The organism is Candidatus Methylomirabilota bacterium (genome assembly GCA_003104975.1).
GTDB lineage: Bacteria > Methylomirabilota > Methylomirabilia > Methylomirabilales > Methylomirabilaceae > Methylomirabilis.
Window position 1 is genome coordinate 101,983 of record PQAM01000015.1, and the last position, 21,959, is coordinate 123,941.

Genomic DNA, 21,959 nt, shown 5'->3' on the forward strand with positions numbered 1-21,959 from the left:
TTACGCGACGCCGCTGCGCGCCTTGACCTGGCACCGCGTAATAAACTGGGACAGCCGTCGCTCGTCCGGCCTCGGCAGACCCGTAATACGGAGTGCGACCCTCAATCGCTGTTGCCCAAGACGTAAAAACGGTTCGGTCCGCACGACCATCGCGTCGGCCCGGATGGGCGGCTCGCCGCCGGGCAGCGTCATCGAGAGCTGAACCGTATCCCCTGTCCCGAGGCGCCCGTCGAACACAATGAGTAACCCGCCGCGACTGATGTTGACCGCTGTCGCGCGCGACGTGGCCGTTTTCTGCCCGCCTCTCGGTATGACCAACTCGACGTCCAACAGGCACGGTTGCCTCACATCCTCCCGACGTTGAACCCTGCAAATCTCCCGTGGGGGCGTCAGATGCAGCAAGAGGCCGGATGATTGCAGCGGCGTCGAGTCAAAGCAATACAGGGCATCGTCGGCCGCCGCAGAGATCCGCACCGTTTTCGCCGCACGCAAGGATGTCGCCGGCCGATCCCCAACCCCCTCAGGCGCCAGCGACACAACCAGTGTCTGCGAATCGGCGCGCAGGATGGTCCCCGTCATCGAAGCGGGAGGATCGGTCCATTCGACCCTCACCTTCAGATCCTTACAGATCTTGCTGCTCACGTCTGTCTTCCGATTCTGGACTTCCGACCATCGGGTCGATGGGGTAGCCGTTCTTGCGAAGCTCAAAGTGCAGGTGCGGTCCGGTGGCCCTCCCCGTTGCGCCGACAACGGCAATGGGCATTTCCCGATCCACCACAACCCCGACCGGAATCAGATTGGACGCATTGTGGCCATACGACGTCGTGAACCCTCCCGTGTGCGCCAGGACAATCAGATTACCGTAACCGACCGTTCGCCCGCTGAAGATGACCCGGCCAGGCGCCGCCGGATAGACCAGCGATCCGGCCGGCATTCTGATATCGACCCCCGCATGAAAGGCCCTCACACCGGTAACCGGATCGATTCGAGGACCGAATGAGGAGCTCAATCGACCCGCGAACGATTGCATCAAGGCCCTCAGGCCGTGCAGGATGCCGGCGGGGGGTATACTCGCCTCTGCAACCGCTGCATGACGATGGAGCCCGATATCGCGCCGGCTCCCCCTCGTGCCGGACAGTACCGCGGAGAAATCGATGGCCTGACCGGGACGGATGCGATCAGGATCGGTCAGCCGATTGGCCCTGGCGACGATACCGACGGTGCGGTAGAGGATCTCGACATCCGCCGAGGCACCGCTCTCACGCAACGCTGCCTGGACCATGTGGGATAGCGTATCGCCGGGACGGACGATGCGAATGGTTCGCGCGTCGGTCGCCGTCGCAACGTCACGCCCATTCGCTGTCTCGTCCATCCGGGCGCCGGCCTCGGTCAGCAGATGCGGAAACCGTGACCTGCTTGATTCCAGCTCGACGCGGTCGGGCCTACCGGCATTCCCGATCGGACCTTCCGCCCCCGCATGGCGCTCAGCAGCCCACCTGACGTCCATTCCCGTTCTCCTCTGCCGAACCGCCGTCGCTCGTGTCGTGACCGCGGCTCATGTTCTCCGTCGGACCATCCGCCCCGACCGAGGCCATCGCCGGGAGATGGAGCATCGACGCCCTCGCCTTCCGAAGATTCATCAGCAGCGCCACCTCCCCCATCGTCATCCCGGTCGCCCGAGCCGCTTCGGCAGGGCTGAGGCCCAGGTCGAGGAGTTGCAGGGCCGCCCCCCCCGCCTCCGGTCGCTGCGGAAGCGCCTGATACCGGTCGGCCGTTCGCAGCACCTGCGCTGCCAGCGCCGAAAACTCCCGAACCAGCTCTCGCAGTTCTGCCTGCGCCGCCGCCAGGTCGGCGGCCGCAGGCGTCGCCTCTCTGCAGGTCTCAACGCTCGCTGGCTCTGCGTGCAGGGTTGCCCCATGCAGTCGTCGTCTCACCAGAACGAACGCCGCACAGAGGCTCACCAACGCGACGGTCAGCAGGCCGAGCACGACGGCCTCTTGCGCTCCAAGCGTAAAGAAATAGGTATCAACGTCCCTTACGATCGACGCGATCCAATTGCTCATGTGCCACTCCTCTCATCACGGTCGCTGTTCAGATTGCGATATCGATGAGCCGACCCTTGGGCGGGATCGAGGTGATGGTCTGCTCCCGACTGTAGCAGGCTTCTGAGCATTCCTGATCAACAGACTGCCCCTCAGCCGGCCCAGGCGGCAGCGGCCGGTCACCCGATGCCGTCGCCGCACCGGACCCACCCCGCTTCGGCCTGCGCCGGGGCGTCCCTCGCGGCGTGTCCTTCCCATCCCCGCGCGACTCCGATACGCGCTGCAGCGCGCCGACATCCGGCACAGACTCGTTGACCCGAGACAGACCGTCCATCATCGACACCATATCACCGGATACTCTCCACTAGCCTTCGCACCGCGATGCGGGTCGCACGTTCAAACGACCAGCCGGCCGTCCCGGCGCTTCCCGGTGCGATCTTTTCGGCCCACAGCAACGCGCCGGCCGGCAGCGCCACAAGTCTTGCCTCAACCCCAACCCTCGTCACCCTGGCCGTTCCGTCCCAATACTGATCAACACCGTACAGATCGACGACGATGGCCCGTCGGACCCCGAGCGCAGCCCAGTCGATTGCGGGGACGAAGGGTGTCGGGTGTCGGGTGTCGGGTGTCGGGTCGTCGATTGAGACCGAGTGGTCGATGCGCCACTCCCAGCCTCGCAATCGGGCCTCCTCCCGCAGCCAGTCCGGTCCCCGGACGTCGATCCCGGCACGCGACAACTCAAGAACGAAGAGCCTGGCCACCTCCTCGACCAACGGTCGATCCTCGACGGACACCAACGCCGGCAGCACCACAGTCCGACCCTCCCTGGGGATGACGACCGGCTGAGGTACGGGCGGAGGGGTCGACGATGCGCATCCTCCAACCAGCAGACCCGCGCTCAAGAACACGGCCAATACCAGCTCACGAAGCGTAAAGGTCACGCTCTCCTCGGTCATCAGGTCCTCCCGGCGGATCCTGATCTGAAGCAGTCGCGCCCGCATCCGGAGTATGGCAGAGGTATGGATCTGTGAGACCCGCGATTCCGAGACCTCGAGCACACGACCGATCTCCTTCATCGTGAGTTCCTCGACGTAATACAAGGTAAGCACCATCCGCTCCTGAGTCGGTAGCCCCTCGATGATGCGGCCCAGAAGCTGCACACGCTCCCTACGGACCGTCATAACGGACGGATCGCGAGACACGGTATCCGGCAGCTCCCACATGGGCCGATCGCTCTCCGAACCGTCGGCCTCAACGCCCGGCTCATCGAGCGACATCAACACCATCCCCCGGATCTCTCCGAGGGTACGCCAGTAACTCTCCAGATCGATCTCAAGCGCCGCGGCCACCTCGTCATCGCCCGGTTCCCGTCCGAGGTCGGCCTCCAACCGCAGCAGTGTCTGCTGGATCTCCCGCGCCTTCGCGCGGAGCGAACGGGGCGCGAAATCCTGCGCCCTGAGATCGTCGAGAATCGCGCCGCGGATCCGGTGCTGGGCATAGGTGGCGAACTCCGACGGCTGGTCGGGGTCATAGTGTTCGACAGCGGTCATCAGGCCCACCGCGCCGGCGCTTTCCAGATCGTCCAGCTCGACGCATGACGGCAATTGCAGCGAGAGCCGCCCGGCGACCTGGCGCACCAGACCGATATACGCCGTAATCAACCGATCCCTCAGCCCGGGATCCTTGGTCCGGCGATATGTTCTCCAGTCGTCCCGCGTAATGTCCATGGTTCCTCAGAACAGGAGCTTAGGCTGTAGACTGTAGCCTGTTAGGCTCAACCCCTACAGCCTACAGTCTATCCACCTTTTTTACAGGTGCGCGGCCCAATGTACCATTCGATCCCAGAAGGGCTCCGTCTGTGGCGCGTGGCAGCCCGATGCCGTCAACGTTCGCGCCAGTTCGGCCAGCGAGCGCGAGGCCTTCGCATAGGGGAAACAGACCGAGAACGGCTTCTGCTCGCAAACGGCCCGGCCCACGCACTCATCCCGCAGGACATGGCCCACAAAGCGGACCTCCACCTTGAGGAAGTGCCGGATGACCCGCCGCAACTGCTCAAACAACGCCTCGGCCTGCGAGGCCCCGTCCACCATGTTCATCAGGATGCCCGCGCGCGGATCGGCGCGGTGGCGCGACAGGACCTTGATCACCGCGTAGGCATCGGTGATGGCGGTGGGTTCCGGAACGGTGACGACGATCGTCTCGTCGGCCGCAAGCAGCAGGCTGAGGACGTTGGGCGAGATGCCCGCTGCGGTATCCAGCAACAGGATGTCGACCAGCCCCTCCAGTTGTCCCAATCGTCCCAACAGCGTGGCCTGCTCCGCGGGGGCGAGATTGGCCATCGCTTCGACCCCCCGGCTCGCCGGAATGACGTACAGGTCATTCGGCCCACGCAGCATGATGTCGCGAAGCTCCCTGTGTCCTTCGACGACGTGGCGCAGCGTATACTTCGGCGTCAACCCCAACAGCACGTCGACATTGGCAAGACCCATATCGCCGTCGAACAGGGCTACACGGCGCCCTTCCCCGGCCAACAGCATTCCCAGATTCACGGCCAAGGAGGTCTTGCCGACGCCTCCCTTGCCGCTGGTGATCGCAATCGTTCGGAGTCTGCCCTCGGTGGCGGTCATACCCTCTCGAAGCTTCGATGCCTGATCCTGCACCTGCCTCATCCCTCCTCCCTGCGCTCCGACTCACCGACCAGACGCCGCGCCAGCCGTAACGGCTGCGCCTCTTCGATATCGTCCGGAACCTCTTGACCCGTTGTAAAATACGAAATGGGAACAGCCGCCGCCAGTGCGGCCTCGCACATCGGCCCTACGGTCGCGGTTTCATCGATCTTGGTGGCAATAATGGAACTGAAATGAAGCGGCCTGTACCCCTCGACGGCCTGCAGCAGGTCGGCCCGCTTGGTGGTTGCGCTCAGGACCAGGTGGACCTCGTATCCGTCGTCGCGGCGGGCATAGGTCGCCAACTCCTCCAATTGGTCCTGCCGCCTGGCGCTCCGTCCAACCGTATCGATAAAGATCACATCGGCATCTCGATCGTTCGTCAATGCCCGCCTCAGATCCGCCGGCAGCGGCGCCACACAGAAGGGCAGTCCGATCAGTTCGGCGTAACTCTTGAGTTGCTGGGCGCCGGCAATCCGATAGGTGTCGGTGGTGATCAGCGCCACCCGTTTCCCTTCACGGAAATGACACGCGGCCGCCAGCTTGGCGATCGTTGTGGTCTTGCCGACCCCCGTCGGCCCCACCAGCGCTACGACCCGACGCCCGGAACCCGCGTACGATATGGGCGTCCTGACGACCTCTCGAGCCAACACCTCGGCAAGCACGGACGACACCGGCGCCGCGTCGGAGGATGCCGCCTCTCGAAGTCCATCCCTCACGGAGGCGACCCACCGACGGGCTACTCCCTCCTCGACCTCCTGGACCAGCAACGACCAGTAGATCCGGCCGAGCGCAGGCGACAGATCGGGCGGCAGGGGCCCTCGGCCGTAGAGACCGGATATCATCCCTTTGACCTGCTCAAGCTCGCGTCGCAATATCTCAAGCTCAGGTGGAGTCGGCGCCGTCGCTTCAGCAGTTGGGGTGTTGAGTGTTGAGTGTTGAGTGTTGAGTGTTGAGTCAATACTTGACACTTGACACTTGACACTTGACACTTTGGGGGGATCACCGTCCAGCGCCGCCATGACCTCCACCCCCTGTCGTCGGGTAAACGACAGACCATCGGCGAGCGGAATGCTCTTGGTGTGCAGGATGACCGCCTCCGGGCCCAACTCTTCCCCGATTTGGCGTAACGCCTCATCCATCGTTGCGGCGCGAAATCGCTTAAGATGCATCGGACAACTCCACCATTTTGAGGACCTTCACCGATACGCGCGGTCCGATCTCGCTGTACGACAGGACCGTCACCTGCGGCAGATACCGTTCGATCAGGCGTCGCAGGTGCGGGCGGACCGCGGCCGTACAGAGGAAGACCGGCTGCCCGGAAAGCGGCAGAGTCTGTTCCACCCCTTTGGCAACGGCCTCGACCACCTTCTGCGCCAGTCTGGGTTCCAGCGCCAGATAGCTCTCCTGCTCATTTTGTATGACCGCATCGGCCAACGCCTGTTCGATGGACGGTCCGAGCGTCAGCACCGCCAACCCGCCGTCCGGCGCCATGAGCGATCGACAGATCGATTTGGCCAGCGCCTGTCGCGCATATTCGATCAGCAAGATCGGGTCTTTGGTGTACGGCGCGTAATCGGCCAGTGCCTCGAGGGTCGTCGGAAGATCCCGGATCGACACCCCCTCCATCAACAGCCCCTGCAACACCCGCTGCAGGGCGCCCAACGAAAGCTGAGCGGGAATGATCCCATCCACCAGGGCGGGATGGGTCTGCTTGATGTGGTCGAGAAGCGCCTGCACCTCCTGCCGACCAACCAACTCCCGCGCCTCCCTTCGTATGATCTCCGACAGGTGGGTAGCCACAACCGACGAGGGATCGACGACGGTATAGCCGACGACCTGAGCGCGCTCCTTGAGCGCCGCACTGATCCACCGTGCCGGCAGCCCGAAGGTCGGCTCCTGGGTCTCGATCCCATCCAACGCCTCCTGGGCTGTCCCCGGGTCCATGGCCAGGAAGTGCCCGACCAGGACCTCGCCCTGCGCAACCTCCACCCCTTTGATCTTGACACTGTAGCTGTTGGGTCTGAGCGACAGGTTGTCGCGGATCCTGACGGGCGGGACCACAAACCCCATATCGAGGGCGAATTGGCGGCGGATCAGTTTGATTCGATCCAGGAGGTCTCCACCCTGGCTTGCGTCCACCAGCGGGATCAGACCGTACCCCACCTCCAACGTCAACAGGTCGAGCGGCAGGAGCGTCTCCACCTTTTCCGGACCCGATGGCGCCACCGATCCCTCCTCTCCACTCTCCCCGTCGCCGCGTCCACCCTTTGACGACCGGGTCTTGACCCTGGAATACGCAACGGCGCCGACAAGCCCCGCCACCATGAAGAACGGCAGGAAGGGCATGCCCGGAATCAGCCCGACAAACAGGAGGACGCCCGCCGTAATTCCGAGCGGCTTGGGGTGAAAGAGTATCTGGCGGCCCAGCGTGGAACTGAGCTCCGCTTCGGAGGCGGCCCTCGTCATCACGATACCGGCCGCCGTCGAGATCGCCAGGGCCGGAATCTGCGCCACCAGACCGTCGCCGACCGTCAGCAGCGTGTAGGTCTGCAGCGCCTCCATCAGATCCATCCCGTTTTGCAGGACGCCGACGGCCAAACCACCCAGGATATTGATCGCGATAATGATCATCCCGGCGATCGCGTCACCTCGAACGAACTTGCTGGCGCCGTCCATCGCGCCGTAGAAGTCGGCCTCCCTCGAGATCTCCAGCCTGCGCGCCCTAGCCTCCTGCTCGTTGATCAGCCCGGCGTTCAACTCGGCATCGATCGACAGTTGTTTCCCAGGCATGGCATCAAGGGTGAAGCGGGCGGAGACCTCGGCGATTCGCCCCGCGCCCTTGGTGATGACCATGAACTGGATCACGGCCAGGATCCCAAAGACGACCGCCCCTACGATGTAGCTGCCACCCACTACGAAACTCCCGAACGCGTTGATGATGCGGCCTGCCGCCGCCGTGCCTTCATTGCCGTGTAACAGGACCAGGCGTGTTGAGGCGACGTTCAACGACAGACGGAACAACGTCAGCACCAGCAAGAGCGACGGAAACACGGACAGATCGAGCGGGCGCAGGATATATAGCGAGAGGACGAAGATCAGAAGCGCCAGCGTAATGTTGGCGGCAAGCAGGAGGTCGAGGAGAAGCGGCGGGATAGGCACCAGCATCGTCAGGAGGATGCCGATACTGGCCAGCGCGACCAGGACATCACCCTGCAATAACGGCGTCAGACGTACGGCGTGGGTCGCTTTCATCACGCCCTCTTTCGTGTTCCGCTCATCCGATAGACATAGGCCAGGATCTCCGCCACCGCCTTATACAGATGGATCGGAATCTGTCGACCGATAGCCACGTATTTGTGCAGGGCGCGGGCCAGGGGGGGATCCTCCACAATCGGAACCCCGTGAGCCCTGGCCGTCTCGACGATCCGTTCGGCCACCAGTCTGGCGCCCTTCGCCACCACCGTCGGGGCCTCCATCGAGGTCGCATCGTACCGCATGGCCACCGCAAAATGGATCGGGTTCACGACGACCACGTCCGCTTTCGGGACATCCGCCATCATCCGCTGCATGGCCGCCTGCCGTTGCAGACTCTTGATTCGTCCCTTGATGACCGGATCACCTTCGGTCTGCTTCGCCTCCTCCTTCACCTCTTCCCGCGTCATCCGGATCGATTTCTCGAACTGCCACCGCTGCCAGCCGTAATCCATGGCGGCCAGCGCCAGAAACACCAGGCTGACGCGGAGCGCAAGTTGAAAACAGATCCGACCCAACCAGGTCAGCGTCTGCATCGGGGTCATATCGAGGAGGAGCGGGATCTCCGACAGATGGCCGTTGAGCGTCCGATAGACGATAAAACCGACCAGGAGGAATTTCAGGGAGGACTTGACCAACTCCGCAAGCATCCGCCCCGGCCCGAAGAGTCGTCCGAATCCTGCCGTTGGGTTCAACCGCTCCCACTTCAGCGACAAGGCGGTCGAATTCGCCATGAAGCCGACCTGCGCAACATTCGCGGCGCAGGCCACCACAACCAACGCGCCCATAAATGGCGCGAGCATCGCCGCCATCAGCAACGAGGTACTGCGCATCGCCTGATGAACCCGCGGTACGGTCAGTTCGCCGCCGAGGTCTCGTCCCAGGTGATGGCGCATGAACTCGACCAGGTTGGCCACCAGCGTGTCACTGAGCAGGTAGAAGATCAGTGTGCCGCTGAGCAACAGCAACGCCGAGTTGATCTCCTGGCTGCGCGCAACCTGGCCGCGGGCCCTGGCCTCCTGGCGACGTTTACCTGTCGCCGCTTCAGTCCGCTCCTTACCGTCATCTGGTGGCATATGAGAGGCTCCGCAGCAGTGTAAACAGTTCGAGGCGAACCTGGCCTGGGCTGATCCCGATCAGGTGGATAAGGAGCGGGAACGAGACCAGCAGGACCAGCAGACCGATGACAAAGGTCACCGTGAGGCCGAACGCGAAGAAATTCAGTTGCGGCACCACCCGCGCCAACAGCCCGATGGCGACGTTGGTAATCAGCACCGCCACCATGATTGGGGAGGAGAGTTTGACCGCCAGGATCAGACTCTTGCCGAACAACGCGACCAGAACCGAGGCGGCCCCAGCAGCCGCCGCCCCGGAAAACATCCCGAGCGGGATCGAGTCGAAGCTGGCCCAGATCGCCTCCAGAAAGGCGTGGTGTCCATGGAGCGTCAGAAACGTAAGTACCGTCATCAGTTCCAGGAATTGTGCGACCACTGAGGCCTGTTGCGGGAACTGCGGATCAATGACGTTGGCGATGCCGAGGCCCATCTGTACCCCGGCCATCTCCCCCGCCAGACTGATCCCCACGAACAGCAGTCGCGCCGCCAGCCCGATCACGACCCCGACCGCAACCTCCCCCATGATGCTCAGCAGCAACGACAACGGCTCCACGTCGCGCGCAGGGAGGACGCCGTGACCGAGCAACGGGTAGAGACTGACGGCGAGGCAGAGGGCCAAACCGGCCTTGAAGGAGATGGGAAGGTGGTTGCCTGCAAAGATCGGCGCGGAGAGGAACAGACCCCCGAGACGGAAGAGGACCAACAGAAACGACGGCGAACTCCAGGCGGACACCACCATCGGATCCATCGTCATACTCCCAAGGCCCCGTACCGCATCGTCAGCCCCATGTGATCGCTACCGTCCGTATAGCGGCAGATTGATGAGCAGCGATGCGGTAAATGACAGCATCGTCTTCATCATCCACGGCAAAAAGAGGATGAGCGCCACGAACACCACCACAATCTTCGGAACAAAGGCGAGCGTGGCCTCCTGGATCGAGGTCACCGCCTGAAAGATGCTGACCAGCAGCCCTATAATGAGGCCGGCAGCCAGAATGGGCGCCGACAGCAGCAGGATAAGCTGCAAGGCCTGCGTGCCCAGATCAAGGACGACCTGTGGATTCATGCGGACCTCCGCCTCACTGGAATCCCATCACCAGCGAGCGCACCACCAGATGCCACCCGTCGGCCAGGACGAACAACAGCAACTTAAACGGAAACGAGATCACCGGAGGGGGAAGAAACAGCATCCCCATTGAGATGAGCACGCTCGAGACCACCATATCGATCACGAGGAAGGGGATGAACAGGACGAATCCGATCTGAAAGGCGGTCCGCAGTTCACTGATGGCATAGGCCGGCACCAGCACCCGCGTAGGGACGGCTGCGCGGTCTTTTGGACGCTCCAGTCGCGCCAGATGGACCATGAGGGCCAGGTCCCGTTCCCGCGTCTGCTTGAACATGAACGCCCGAAGCGGCTGCATCGCGCGCTCGAGCGCCGTCTCCTGAGAAAGCTGCCGACTCAGATAGGGCTGCAGCGCCTCCCGATTGATCTGCTCGCCCACCGGCGCCATAATGAACAGCGTCAGAAACAGCGTCAGTCCGATCAGGACCTGATTGGGCGGCATCTGCTGGGTCCCCATGGCCGTCCGCAGGAAGGAGAGGACGATGATGATCCTGGAGAACGAGGTCAGCATGATCACGAGGGCCGGCGCCAGGGACAACAGCGTCAGCAGGATGACGATCTGTACGGCCATCGTCGGCTCCGTACCCCCCGTGTCGCCCGTTACCAACGGCAGTTGCGGGAGCGGAACAAACGAGGAGGATCCCGCAACGAGCGGCGACGCCGCAACCAGCAGTCCGGCCCCCATCAGTTCGCACCTCCGGATCCCCACAGCCTGTTCAGTCGTCTCAACCGACCCTCCAGCCCGTCCAGCGCACCCTTCCGTTCTCGCGCCCATCCCGACGGAGCGCGATGCTCGGTTCCCTCCATCGGGCCGATGGATGCCTCATCGACGCCGCCGTCGGACGGCGCAGTTAGGACGCTCGACGGAAGCGTATGCAAGAGCGTAATCCCAGAACCGGTGTGACCCAACAGCAAGACGTCGGTTCCGACCTGTACGAGACACAACGATTCCTTCGGGCCCAGATAGGTCCGACCGAGGATCCGGACCGTCCCGTCCCGACTGGCGCCGCGCGGCCCGCGCAGCACAACCCGTTTATAGAGGTAGACGCCGAGCGCCAGGACACCCAGTACGGTCCCCAGCGCGGTAAAGACCTGCGAGGTCACCCCCGCCTCCGGCAGCGGACTTTCTGGATCGCGATAGCTCGGCAGATCAAGCGGCTGGGGATCGACAATCGACGCCGGCTCGCTCACCTGTGCGCCTTGCGGCAACTCGGCGCTCCCTGCGGATGACGGCACCGCTATCAACCAGAGTACAACCGCCACCCACATTACACCCCGTTTCCGTCTCATCGCAGGTTCTTGATCCGATCGGCGACGCTCGTAATACTGGTCAGCCTGACCCCGAAGTTCTCGTCGATGATGATGACCTCGCCCTTCGCGATCGGCTTGTCGTTCACCAGGATATCCACCGCGTCGCCGGCCTGTTTATCCAGTTCGACAATCGATCCCGGCCCGAGCTGGAGGATCTCCCGGATCTGAAGCCGGGTCCGGCCAAGTTCCACGCTGACCTGAAGATTGACGTCGAGCAGCATATCGATTCCGTTGGTAGATCCGACCCGTTGCTCCCCCCCGCTCAGGGGAACAAACGGACTGTGAGTTGAGGCAGACGTTGCAGACACCGCACCCTCCTTCGCCGTCACGCTATCGTTATCGGTCTGAACCTGTTCCGCATCCGGCAGCAGAGACGGGGAGACGACTAACACCGCCTCCCCCGACACTGAACCGTCACGCATGATACGTGCCACGCAGAGCCACGGAGCGGGCGCCTCGTCGCGGAATACCGCAAGGCAGGCCCCGGCCTCGACCCCGTCCGCCACAGCCTCCGCCTCGAAGGTCACCGGTCTCCCTAACGCGCTTCGCATCGCGGTGCCCAGGCTTCCGCTGATCTGATTCACGGCCTCCGAGAGCGCGTCACGGCAATCCGCAGACAATTCCGCCCCCGATGCGGGCTCCTCTCCCAGAATCAGGTGCGCCAGGGTCACGGCGTCGGACGCCCGCCAGATCAAGAGCTGCGTCCCGACAAGACCCTGGGTCGCCCGTATCGTCATGCCGATGCACGGTCCAGGCAGCAGCGGGTTCAGCGTCGAGGGCGATCCCGGAACCATCCGATCCACCGTAAGCTGGACCGGCCGACCGCATAGGGCCGAGAAGACCTTGGATGCGGCCTCACAGACGAGCTTCCCGTGCCGCTCCAATGCCGAGGACGTCGCCTGATTGTGTTGGTCAGTGGTGGACGCCATTCGTCGATCTCCCCTCTGACATATCCGCGACAAGCTGAACAGCCCGCTTTCTGCGCGAGGTCCCGACCTTGACGACATATTTCGGGACCCCCTCCACCTCAAGGACGCCGAGGGACGACGCTCCCATATCCAGGCGTACGATATCACCGACGTTGAGACGGCTGAGTTCATGGACCGTCAACGGGATCGATCCAAGCAACGCTCGGACGCTGAGCCCGACGACCGGCATGGCCCGGGCGATCTCGCCCGAGGCCCCCTCATCCATCTCCTCCCTGTGACCCGCGATCCATCGTCGCAACGAAAGACTCGGAAGCACCGGCTCCAGCATGGACAAGGGGAAGCACAGGTTCATCACCCCCTCGACCTCGCCGATCCTTACGTCGAAACCGATCAGGATGACCATGTCGGTCGGCGCGGCGAGTTGGAGGAAGCCGGGATTGACCTCCAGATTCAACAGCTCAAACTGAAAGAGGTCGACGCGGCTCCAGGCGCTCCGCAGGTCCTCCAGCGTATGCCGGAACAGCTTAGATACCAGCGCGCGTTCGATCTCGGTGAGTTCTCGCGCGACATCGGGGATACGTCCGGCCCCCCCGAGGATCCGATCGATGATGTAGAAGATCAACCGCGGCGGGAGTTCGGCAATGGCGCCGCCCTTAAGCGGTCTCATTCCGAAGATCCCCAGACAGGCGGGATAGCTGACCGATGCGATGTATTCGGCATACGCGATCTGTTCGACCAGGGTCGGCCGAATCTCGACGAAGGTCCTCAGCAGCGGCGAGAGCGACCCCCCCATCTGTTTGGCGAAGCGGCCGTGAAGCATCTGAAGGGCCTGAAGCTGCTCTTTCGAAATCCGGTTGGGCCGGCGGAAGTCGTACCGGATAAATGGTCGCTTGACCTGGGTGGCGGCGGCGACGGTCGGGACGGTCCCCTTGGCGGCCGCCGACAACAGCGAATCGATCTCTTCCTGTGTCAGGATCTCACTCATCGGACCAGCAGTGCTCCGTGGTTAGTGACCGGCATCCAGTGATTGCTCTACGGGGATGTATAGCAAGTGCAGTGCCAGCAGAAGCTGGACAAACTGGCGGTGGAAGGTGTGATTTTCGAGCGGATCAGAGGCTTTGACGGACCCCCCGTCGATCGGCGCGATCAATAGTTCACCGCCTCAGCGGCAACAGCCTCTGAAAGTGCACAATGACAGGGAGATAGCGAGGGCGATGAAATCTGATCACATGGAAAAGAATTGGCCGTATCGCTGCGGCGGGGACGAGGCACGGGACAGGGGAAATGGGATGGACGATATGAAATATTGGACGGCAGGCGCAGAAACGAACGACGCCTCTACTGGATCACGAACTCGGTAAGATAGACATTCTGCAGCCGATCGGCCCCCAACTCCTTGCTGAACTGCTGTGCGATCTGCTGCTTCAGGGCCTGTAGGCTCCCGGCGCTCGTTACCTCTTCCAGCGGCTTCCCGGTCAGGATCTCGATCAGCCGATCGCTTAAGAGGGGCTTGCGCGCCTCGACCTCCTTCACCAGCTCCTCTTCTGCCGGAATTTCGATCTGGACGGTGACCTTCAGATAGCGACGTCCGTTCGTCCCGGCAATATTGACAATGGCCGGATCAAGCGGAAGAATCTTTCCGGCATGGCGCTCCTCCTTCGGCTTGACCTCGACGGCCTCGACCTGCTCCTTTCCGTCAGCCACCAGCATCGGCTTCAGGAGGTAGATGTTGAGCGCAAAGGCGACACCGGCCAATGCAATGAAAATCCCAGCCTGCATGGCAATGACCATGAGCTTCCCACCGCCTGCGGCCGAGGTCTTCTTATCCTCTCCGCCGGACGACTCCGTTCCACCCGCCTCATGGTTTCCAGCTTTTGCGTCGTCGGCCACCTGTCATCACCTCCTGCACTCCCCTCATGAACAAAGGGGTGTTGCGAGCGCGCGTCGATAGGCGATCACCTTCTCGACTACCTGATCGACGCTCTCCACAACGATCAACCTCTTCCCCGTCGTCAGCGAGACGATCGTATCGGGGGTCGCCTCGACCGTCTCGATCAGTTCCGCATTCACCGTCACCTCGACGCCATTGATCCTGCTCAGTTTAACCATTGTCAGGTCAATCCATCCATATCGATCTCAACAGAGCGCCACCGTCTCGGCGCCCTTACGTAGGTGATCCATCGACGGCAGCGCACACGACGCCGGGATCGCCGTTCCGCCGGACCGACGGCAGAGCCCCCCGTACACATCCAACCATCGCCTGACATTTGTCTTGAGATGAAACCTGTCTCTCACCATGGCATAGGCGTGGTGGGCCAGTCGATCTCGCTCCGCTCTGTCCTCAACCAGTCTGGTCAACTGTCTCAGCCACTCCTGATGCCGATTCTTTTTCACCAGAATACCGTCCTCTCCATCGGTAATAGTATGGGTATACGGATAGACGGGGGAGGCCACGGTCGGCACCTTGAATATGCTGTATTCGAGATATTTCAGATTGCTCTTGGCCTCGTTGAAGCGGTTGTCGCACAGCGGCGCCACGCCGATGTCCAGGCGGAGGGCCGCCATCGTCTGATAGTAGCTGTTGGTGGGCACGAACGGGTGGATCTCGAGGCTGTTTGCGGCAACCTCTCGCCGTATCCGCGTCGGCACCCAGCCAAAAAAGACCAACACGACGTCGGAACGCTGCGCCAGCAGAATGAGGGCGTCGATGGCGCCGTCAAGATCGCCCTCGTGAAAATTTGATCCCGACCAGCCGATCCTGACCCGCGCGTCTCGGAAGCTGTGCCGCTTCATGGATGATTCGACGATCGCATCGGCCAGATCGGGATCGACGGCATTAGGCAGCACGACCACCTGATCGTGCATGGTGTCGACCACTCGTTTGAGCGGCTCGGTCGATACGGTGACGACGTCGGCCGCGCGAATGAACCGCATAAGCCTTGCGAGTCCTTCCGCTTGATAATATCGGTAGACCGGGTTTTTCACCGGTAGGTGCCAAAAGTCGTCGTCCAACTCATAGATGATCGTCTTTCCCAGCGCCTTCTGCTCGTGGACAAACTTCAACACCCCGTCGGAGAGCTGTCGCTGACAGACGATGATGTCGGCATCCCGCGCAAAGGCCCTCACCTCGTCGCTTAAGGACACGGCGGCCCGTGTATCGAGTCCGTAGAGATTACGCAGATAGATCCCCGGCAGCAGGCACCGGTACCATCCGCACCCCGTCTGATCGGCCAGCAGGTAGAGTACCCTGAGGCTCCCCGGCGCAACCTCTCTTGTGACCGTAATCAACGCCATACCCACACCCTACACCCTCCACCCTGCGCTTTGCTCCTGCTACCGCAACAGGTTGAGGGTTGTCTGTTGGATCTGATTGGCTACTGAGATCACCTGGGCATTGGCTTCGTACCCCCGCTGGGCAATGATGAGGTTGACCAGTTCCGTCCCCAGGTCGACATTCGACTGTTCCAACGCCCCTGCAACGATCGTTCCTCTCCCGCCGGTTCCGGCAGCACCGAATTGGGCTACGCCTGAGTTGGGGGTCTCTCCGAACTGGCCGTTGGCCAGTCGCAGCAGACCGGCCGGATTTGAAAAGCTGGCCAGCTTCAGTGTGTCGATGACCGTGACCAGTCCGTTGCTATAAATCCCGTTGACCGTCCCGTCGCTGGCGACATTGAAGGAGCTGAGGCTGCCCGGCGGCAGTCCGTCCTGCTGCTTCATGGAGACGTTCGAGAGGGAGGCAAATCCGGTCAGCGCACTGAAGTCGATAGACAACTCCTGACCGGAGGCCGCCGCGGTCCCGGGGTTGAAGGTAAAAAGACCTCCCGCCGACCCCGGCCCTGTCATGGTGCCGATATCTCCGCCGCTCGCAAAGGTGATAGCCCCTGAAGCGGCACCGGTAAAGCTGGCGCCATTGGTCCCGGACACCTCATAATCCCATGTGCCGGCACTGGCCGGTGTCTCCCTTGTAAAGGCAATATTCACCTGATGCTTGCCGCCCAGGGAATCGATGATGAAGAAGCTCGTGTCAACGGTCTCACCGGCCGCATCGTTTGCGTTGAGGTTGCCGGCCAGCTCGACCGCTTCGGTCCCCTTGGCAGCGTTACTCCCCAGGGGGATAGAGATGTCGCCATCGATTCCCTGGACCTTCAGGCCGGTCCCGGCATCGACCAGGTTGCCGTTGGCATCCAGTTCGAAGGTGCCGACCCGCGTATAGACCTGATTCTCGCCGTTACTCAGCACGAAGAACCCCTCACCCTGCACGGCCAGATCGGATGACCGCCCGGTCGGTTCAATCGCCCCCTGCGTCTGAATGTTCAGGATGCCGCCCACAATGACGCCCGCGCCGATCTGCATCGGATCGACGCCGCCGCTCGTATCCGTCGGCGGGGTAGCCCCCTCAAGCGTCTGGACCAATAGCTCGGAAAACTGCGCCCGGCTTGCCTTATAACCTACGGTATTGGTGTTCGCGATGTTGTTGCCGATGACGCCCAGGTCGGTCTGATAGGCCTTGAGCCCGGTGATGGCGGTGCTGAATGTACTCATCGATGACCCCTCCTATTATGCAGGGACAGGGCTTGCCCTGCCCGAATAGGGCGCCGCAAGCGGCGCCCCTACATCTCAGTTATCATCCCTGTGATGGGAGTGATACCTGAGCGACGGCGTTCAAGGGAACCAGGCTTCCGTTTATAAGAAGAAAAGGTTGAGTCCCCTCGAAGGTGATGCCTGTCACGACGCCGGAGGCGGTATCGGCGCCGGCCACGCTTTCTCCGAAGGAATCAACAGCCGTGACCTTGTACAGGTAACGCCCGGACGGCAACAGGCGCCCATCATCTCCGAGGCCGTCGAACGCCACCGCCCCCTGGCCCGCCGGTTGCGATCCAAGGTGAAGTGTCCGTACCGAGTTACCTTGCAGGTCGCTGACCTGAATAGTCACCGTCGCTGCACTGGGCAGGTCGTAGCGCAACGTGCCCGGATCCCCACCCCCAAGCTCGATGATGGTCCCATTCGCCGTCACGACCTTTCCGATGTAGGCGGAGGCCAGGACAGCGTCCAGCGACGTACGATCTGTCCCGGCGGAGGCGGCGGTGAGCTGTGCAAGCGATGCATTGATCTGCTGCAACTGCTCCAGCGACGTAAACTGCGCGGTCTGGGCAATGAAGTCGGTACCCTGCAGCGGGTTCAACGGATTCTGGTTCTTTAACTGCGCCACCAACAGCTTCAGGAAGGCATCCTTTCCAAGCCCTCTGTCGAGCATGGAGCTTGATGGGGCACCTACGCCCTGCGTACTGTGTGCACTGATCGCACTTTCACTTGTGATCTGCATCGATCATCTCTCCCGTTATGTAGCGCAGGGCTTACCCTGCCCGAAACAGGGCGCAGCAAGCGGCGCCCCTGTATCGCTGACCATTGATCGTCACTGATTGTGATAGACGGCGGACAGCGGTACCAGTGCGCGTCCGACATCGAGAAACGGCCGGCCGTTCTCCAACCGGACCCCCATCACGCGCCCCGAGGCAGTGTTCGCGCCGGCGATCGGCTGACCCACCGCATCCGTGGCGATCACCCGATACAGGTATTGGCCGGATGGCAGCCCTCGCCCATCAAAGAGAAGCTGGTGAAGGCCTCCTGGCCGCGGCCCGAGCGACACAGTCCTGACCACCGTCCCGTGAAGGTCCCGCACCTCGATCTGTACGGCAGCGGCAGTCGTGGGGAGACGATACGGCAGCACCGTCGCGATCGAGCCTCGTAGCTCGACGACCGATCCGTTCGCCACCACTTTCCGTCCGATCAGATCGCCGGCCACGCGCGGTCCCATCGGCCTTGGAGAGGCTGCGACGAGAAGCGGCGATTGCGTTGATGCCACGCTCCGGCTCTGCCCCAGAATCGCGTCGAAGGGTCTCCCGGTCGGATCAGTGGCCATCCGGCCTCCGAGATCCCGCTTAAGAAGGGCCGCAGCGGTCTTTTCTGCCAGCGTACCCAATACGCCGACCCCGATAGCGGCAAGTATTGGAATCATCTTGGTCCCCTCCATCTTCTCAGGTTATGAGCGAGCACAGGACAGCGATCGGCTCAGCACCGACCGCTGACCTCCTATACTCTGACATCGATCAGGCGATCCGGGTCCATCGCGGGAATCACCGACAGCATCGGTCGAGGATCATGCCAGGACGTCGCGGGCGGCGGGTGCTCCGGGCCGGGCGCGGCGTGAAGACCGTTCCCCGCATGGTTCCACTGACGAAGATCGACTCCAACCTGGACGTCCAGACCGGCAACCGGAATCCCCTGTTCGCCGAGGGCATTTCTGAGGCGACCCAGGTCATGAGCCAGGAGTTCCCCCGCAACGTGGTTGTCGGTCTTGATGGCTGCGACGATCCCTATATCCTTCCAGGAGACCTCGACGACCACCTCGCCGAGCGTCTGTGGGTGCAGCCGGAGCTGTACATGGCTGCCCTCGCTCCTCCGACCTAGGCGGGCCATCGTCACAATCTGCTCGGCGACCTGATCGACAAGCGCCCGAGGACGGACCGGCGGCGCGGCCGGTCCCGACTGAACCTGTCCCTCCCGCGGAGCGGCGATACCCGGGAGATCGACGCGTGCCTGTCGTCCGTCGTCGAACGGAGGCGCGCCGCGATCGACTGGACGGCATCCGTCCGTCCCGTCGGAGACCGGCCGCTCCTGTCGCCCGTCCGGGGTGTCCCCGACACTCGCCGTCCCTTGCCGTACGACGGCTCGATGACTGTCCGCCCACTCTACCCGTATGTATCGGCGAATGTCTTCACCCTCGAGCTGATCCGGCCGGCGCACCTGCGGCTGATCGGAGAACGTCTCGATTCCTTCCGTCGGGCGCTGCCATGGCGACCGGCGCTCCCGGATCCGCCCGGATACCGCCCCTTCACCGTCGACCCGGTCTTCCATCACAGCGGCCGACCGCAACGGGTCGATAGCCTGATCGGTTGTCCGATCGACGACCGAGCGGCCGACACCGTCCTGAACCTCTCGTACTGCGGCGGCCTGAGGGGACGCACGTCGAACCGAATGAGATCCATCGCTTTGAAGGTCGCCCTGACTGCCGTCATTGTGAGGGATGACAGCGATCGAGGCCATCCCATCGCTCTTTACGTCTCCAAGGTTCTTGAGATTGTCCCGCCCCAGTTGGTCGCCCGCCATAACATGCGCTTCGTCGGGACTGTCACCCCGGACCTGCCTGTTTATGGACCCGTCGTCCGTCGGGGAGGTGATGATCGCGATATCGGCCATCATACCTCTGCCGTCCTGCGAACTATCCACTGTCGGATGAGTCACAACGTCAGCCTGTACAGCCATAAAGCCGGGAGAGGTCGTCGTGACGTCGGTGGCATCGGGCGGCGGCGGCAGCGTGGCCTTCACAGAGACGGTCACCGTCGACTCCGCCGAGGGCGCCGCAACTCGGAGGTCGGCGGCGGGCAACAACGTGGAGCCAATCCGCAGGACAGAGGACCGATCACACGACGCAGCGTCCGAACCGAGCGGTGCGACGTTCGCAACGGCGCCGGGATCGACCTGAACCTCGGCCCGGTCGTCTTTGACGATCTCTCGATCGGTTCGGATGCGTCCCGTCGGTTGTCGTGCGACGCGGGGATCATCCGTAAGATTCGTCCCTCTCATTCGGGCCTGCTCTCCCTCAAGTAAGGAAGGAGAACCACAGGCGCGCACCTCTTCATGTTGAGAGGGCACCAGAAGGTGAGGAGGCACAGAAGAGGATCCCTCTTGCCCATCAAGGGCGACGATGGAGGTAAAAGGGCGCAAGACTTCTACTTGTGTCGCCACGGATCCGCCATCGGCGCGCACAGCGGGAATCCCGGTCTCGGTGGATAGCGATGTGACAGGCGGTCGATGCGGGGACAACGGGGGTTCGGGAGTGACGGCGGGCGCTTCAATCCCTTGACGCACGTCCTGGAGTGCGGGTGAGCGTAAGGGTGCGGGGACCTGAACGTTCGGGCTCACCGGGATACCGAACATAGCGACAAGAAGAGCCCCAGCGGGATCGATGACGGGCGTCGCAGGAATCTTCTCATCGTGTCCCCCTGAAATGGTTTGAGTCGCGACGACACCCTCCCCGCCTTCCGGGTTGACGACCGTCCCGACCGGACTGTCCGAAATCGCCGCATCGATCATCGGACTCGTCATGCTCGTTCCCATTGCTCGTCCAAAGAGCAACACAAAATCGGCCGTTCCCTGGAATGGATCGGTCCGCGCCGGACCCATGTGAGGCGTTCCGAATACGGCCAGGCCGGCAGACTGGAGCAGGATCATCGCGTTGCCCCTGTACTTTTGGCCTGGTCGGCGCTCTGGTCAACCCGGACATCCTCAAGCCGTTCGCTCAGTTCCTTCGCCCGTTGTCCATTCATCGCAGCCAGCACCTTCGAGGCCTGGCGATCCTTCATGGCGGCGAGTACCTCTGTCGCCATTTCGCGCTTCAGCTTGCTCAAGATCGACGCCGCGGCCTCCGGCTCCATCCCCTCATACAGTTTGGCCAGTCTCTTCACGCCCGCCTCGCGCCTGGCATCCCGCTCCTGCGTCAGCTTCGCGCCGGACGCCCGTAACTCTGCGAGCCATCGCTCCTCGATCTGGCTTTCCTCCTTTCGCTTGCGGATCTGTTCCTCCAACCGCAGCAGTTCCACCCGTTTCTCCGCAAGCGCCTTCTCTTGCGCGTCGTTGACGGATTGCGCTTCACCGGCCGGCGCCGGTGCGGACGCTGCGCCGGCAGTCTGCTGCGACGGACGTGATGCGTCTGCGCTCGCCGTATGCGCCACCGGTTGAACCACGGGTTTCTCCTCAGACGATTGCGAGGGAGCCTGATGATCGGGCGCGGGTCCCGCGTCGTGAGCCTGGTCCGACTCCTCCGTCGCAGCCTGCTGATCGTCCGTCGTCGCCTGTTCATCCTGTTGAGGGGTGGCTGCTTGGTGACCGAGACGCGGGAGGATACCCTGCTGGAGGACACCGGTCAGGTAGGCGGCAAGGAGCAGCATTGCCACAAAGTATCCGGCGTACAATGCGATTTTGGCCTTCACGATACCGATCTCCCTAGGGGAATCGCGGCGCGGCGCGCGCCCGCTATCTCATCAATCTCAATCTGTTGCTCGCGGACCATCTCACTCCGAAACATTTTGACCTTCCGACGCCTCAGATGCTCGATAATCTGTTCCTCTCTGGAACGCTCCAGCAGCACCTGCCGGAGTCGGACCACCTCCGTCTGCTCGGCGGCGAGCTTCGCTTCGAGCGTCCCGATCTGCTCCCCGAGCCCCAGCAGGTAGGCGGAACGGATCGGGAGCGGGGATGGACCGGGCTGAGCGGTGCGTTCTCCCATCGCCAACCCCGCCAGCGCCTCCGCTTCGGCATCCTTCAGCCGCGCCAGCCGCTCGCGCAGCGCGCGACAGCTCCGTTGCCGCTCCGCCAATGCCGCCTCGGCCTGGTCAACCTTCGCCTCCCTGATCGCGAGAACCGATTGAAGGGGAAACCGAAAGCGCTTCATCGTA

The 21,959-nt window shown here is 62.7% G+C and carries 24 protein-coding genes; all 24 read right to left on the reverse strand.

The genetic code is table 11. The annotated features are described in order from the left end of the window. The 24 genes from C3F12_12050 to fliJ all read right to left on the reverse strand — a co-directional run bounded on the left by C3F12_12050 (position 1) and on the right by fliJ (position 21,955). The gene (locus tag C3F12_12050) at positions 1 to 642 is read right to left on the reverse strand and encodes a hypothetical protein (protein ID PWB43963.1); all 642 of its coding nucleotides are present in this window, start codon (positions 640 to 642) and stop codon (positions 1 to 3) included. Further along, entirely contained in the window at positions 623 to 1,507 is an 885-nt protein-coding gene (locus tag C3F12_12055; GenBank protein ID PWB43964.1) for a hypothetical protein, read from the reverse strand. Before C3F12_12055 ends, C3F12_12050 begins: the two co-directional genes overlap by 20 nt. Beyond that, positions 1,485 to 2,063, reverse strand: a complete 579-nt coding sequence (locus C3F12_12060) for a hypothetical protein (protein ID PWB43965.1) — start codon at positions 2,061 to 2,063, stop codon at positions 1,485 to 1,487. Before C3F12_12060 ends, C3F12_12055 begins: the two co-directional genes overlap by 23 nt. Positions 2,064 to 2,091: 28 nt before the next feature. After that, the gene (locus C3F12_12065) at positions 2,092 to 2,388 is read right to left on the reverse strand and encodes a hypothetical protein (protein PWB43966.1); all 297 of its coding nucleotides are present in this window, start codon (positions 2,386 to 2,388) and stop codon (positions 2,092 to 2,094) included. Between the two features lies 1 nt (position 2,389). Beyond that, the gene (locus C3F12_12070; GenBank protein PWB43967.1) at positions 2,390 to 3,769 is read right to left on the reverse strand and encodes a hypothetical protein; all 1,380 of its coding nucleotides are present in this window, start codon (positions 3,767 to 3,769) and stop codon (positions 2,390 to 2,392) included. 81 nt (positions 3,770 to 3,850) lie between these two features. Beyond that, entirely contained in the window at positions 3,851 to 4,711 is an 861-nt protein-coding gene (locus tag C3F12_12075) for a hypothetical protein (protein PWB43968.1), read from the reverse strand. After that, positions 4,708 to 5,880 (reverse strand): flagellar biosynthesis protein FlhF, encoded by a 1,173-nt coding sequence (gene flhF, locus C3F12_12080; protein PWB43969.1) that lies wholly within the window; start codon positions 5,878 to 5,880, stop codon positions 4,708 to 4,710. Before flhF ends, C3F12_12075 begins: the two co-directional genes overlap by 4 nt. Then, entirely contained in the window at positions 5,870 to 7,963 is a 2,094-nt protein-coding gene (gene flhA / locus C3F12_12085) for a flagellar biosynthesis protein FlhA (GenBank protein PWB43970.1), read from the reverse strand. The genes flhF and flhA overlap by 11 nt, the downstream gene beginning before the upstream one ends. Further along, positions 7,963 to 9,039 (reverse strand): flagellar biosynthesis protein FlhB, encoded by a 1,077-nt coding sequence (gene flhB / locus C3F12_12090; protein ID PWB43971.1) that lies wholly within the window; start codon positions 9,037 to 9,039, stop codon positions 7,963 to 7,965. Before flhB ends, flhA begins: the two co-directional genes overlap by 1 nt. After that, on the reverse strand, positions 9,026 to 9,832 hold the full coding sequence (gene fliR / locus C3F12_12095; GenBank protein ID PWB43972.1) for a flagellar biosynthetic protein FliR: 807 nt from the start codon (positions 9,830 to 9,832) through the stop codon (positions 9,026 to 9,028). The genes flhB and fliR overlap by 14 nt, the downstream gene beginning before the upstream one ends. A 42-nt stretch (positions 9,833 to 9,874) precedes the next feature. Next, positions 9,875 to 10,144: a flagellar biosynthetic protein FliQ gene (gene fliQ / locus C3F12_12100; protein ID PWB43973.1), complete on the reverse strand. Its 270-nt coding sequence runs from the start codon at positions 10,142 to 10,144 to the stop codon at positions 9,875 to 9,877. 13 nt (positions 10,145 to 10,157) lie between these two features. Beyond that, positions 10,158 to 10,889, reverse strand: a complete 732-nt coding sequence (gene fliP, locus C3F12_12105; GenBank protein PWB43974.1) for a flagellar biosynthetic protein FliP — start codon at positions 10,887 to 10,889, stop codon at positions 10,158 to 10,160. Continuing rightward, positions 10,889 to 11,473 (reverse strand): flagellar biosynthetic protein FliO, encoded by a 585-nt coding sequence (locus tag C3F12_12110; GenBank protein ID PWB43975.1) that lies wholly within the window; start codon positions 11,471 to 11,473, stop codon positions 10,889 to 10,891. Before C3F12_12110 ends, fliP begins: the two co-directional genes overlap by 1 nt. 17 nt (positions 11,474 to 11,490) lie before the next feature. Continuing rightward, positions 11,491 to 12,522, reverse strand: coding sequence for a flagellar motor switch protein FliN (gene fliN, locus C3F12_12115; protein ID PWB43976.1), 1,032 nt, complete (start codon positions 12,520 to 12,522; stop codon positions 11,491 to 11,493). Next, positions 12,428 to 13,429 carry a flagellar motor switch protein FliM gene (fliM, locus tag C3F12_12120; protein ID PWB43977.1) on the reverse strand — a complete coding sequence of 334 codons (1,002 nt, stop codon included), beginning with the start codon at positions 13,427 to 13,429 and terminating at the stop codon, positions 12,428 to 12,430. The genes fliN and fliM overlap by 95 nt, the downstream gene beginning before the upstream one ends. A 353-nt stretch (positions 13,430 to 13,782) precedes the next feature. Continuing rightward, positions 13,783 to 14,334 (reverse strand): flagellar basal body-associated protein FliL, encoded by a 552-nt coding sequence (locus C3F12_12125; protein PWB43978.1) that lies wholly within the window; start codon positions 14,332 to 14,334, stop codon positions 13,783 to 13,785. A 24-nt stretch (positions 14,335 to 14,358) separates the two neighbouring features. Continuing rightward, a complete protein-coding gene (locus C3F12_12130) occupies positions 14,359 to 14,553 on the reverse strand; it encodes a flagellar protein FlbD (protein PWB43979.1) in 195 nt (64 codons plus the stop codon). Between the two features lie 27 nt (positions 14,554 to 14,580). Then, a complete protein-coding gene (locus tag C3F12_12135; GenBank protein ID PWB43980.1) occupies positions 14,581 to 15,738 on the reverse strand; it encodes a hypothetical protein in 1,158 nt (385 codons plus the stop codon). 39 nt (positions 15,739 to 15,777) lie between these two features. After that, positions 15,778 to 16,986, reverse strand: a complete 1,209-nt coding sequence (locus C3F12_12140) for a flagellar biosynthesis protein FlgE (GenBank protein ID PWB43981.1) — start codon at positions 16,984 to 16,986, stop codon at positions 15,778 to 15,780. Between the two features lie 82 nt (positions 16,987 to 17,068). Then, entirely contained in the window at positions 17,069 to 17,767 is a 699-nt protein-coding gene (locus tag C3F12_12145; protein PWB43982.1) for a flagellar biosynthesis protein FlgD, read from the reverse strand. A 90-nt stretch (positions 17,768 to 17,857) separates the two neighbouring features. Continuing rightward, positions 17,858 to 18,475, reverse strand: a complete 618-nt coding sequence (locus C3F12_12150; protein PWB43983.1) for a hypothetical protein — start codon at positions 18,473 to 18,475, stop codon at positions 17,858 to 17,860. 59 nt (positions 18,476 to 18,534) lie between these two features. Continuing rightward, positions 18,535 to 20,736, reverse strand: coding sequence for a hypothetical protein (locus C3F12_12155; GenBank protein ID PWB43984.1), 2,202 nt, complete (start codon positions 20,734 to 20,736; stop codon positions 18,535 to 18,537). Next, positions 20,733 to 21,494, reverse strand: coding sequence for a hypothetical protein (locus C3F12_12160; protein ID PWB43985.1), 762 nt, complete (start codon positions 21,492 to 21,494; stop codon positions 20,733 to 20,735). Before C3F12_12160 ends, C3F12_12155 begins: the two co-directional genes overlap by 4 nt. Further along, positions 21,491 to 21,955 (reverse strand): flagellar export protein FliJ, encoded by a 465-nt coding sequence (fliJ, locus tag C3F12_12165; protein ID PWB43986.1) that lies wholly within the window; start codon positions 21,953 to 21,955, stop codon positions 21,491 to 21,493. Before fliJ ends, C3F12_12160 begins: the two co-directional genes overlap by 4 nt. Positions 21,956 to 21,959: the final 4 nt, after the last annotated feature.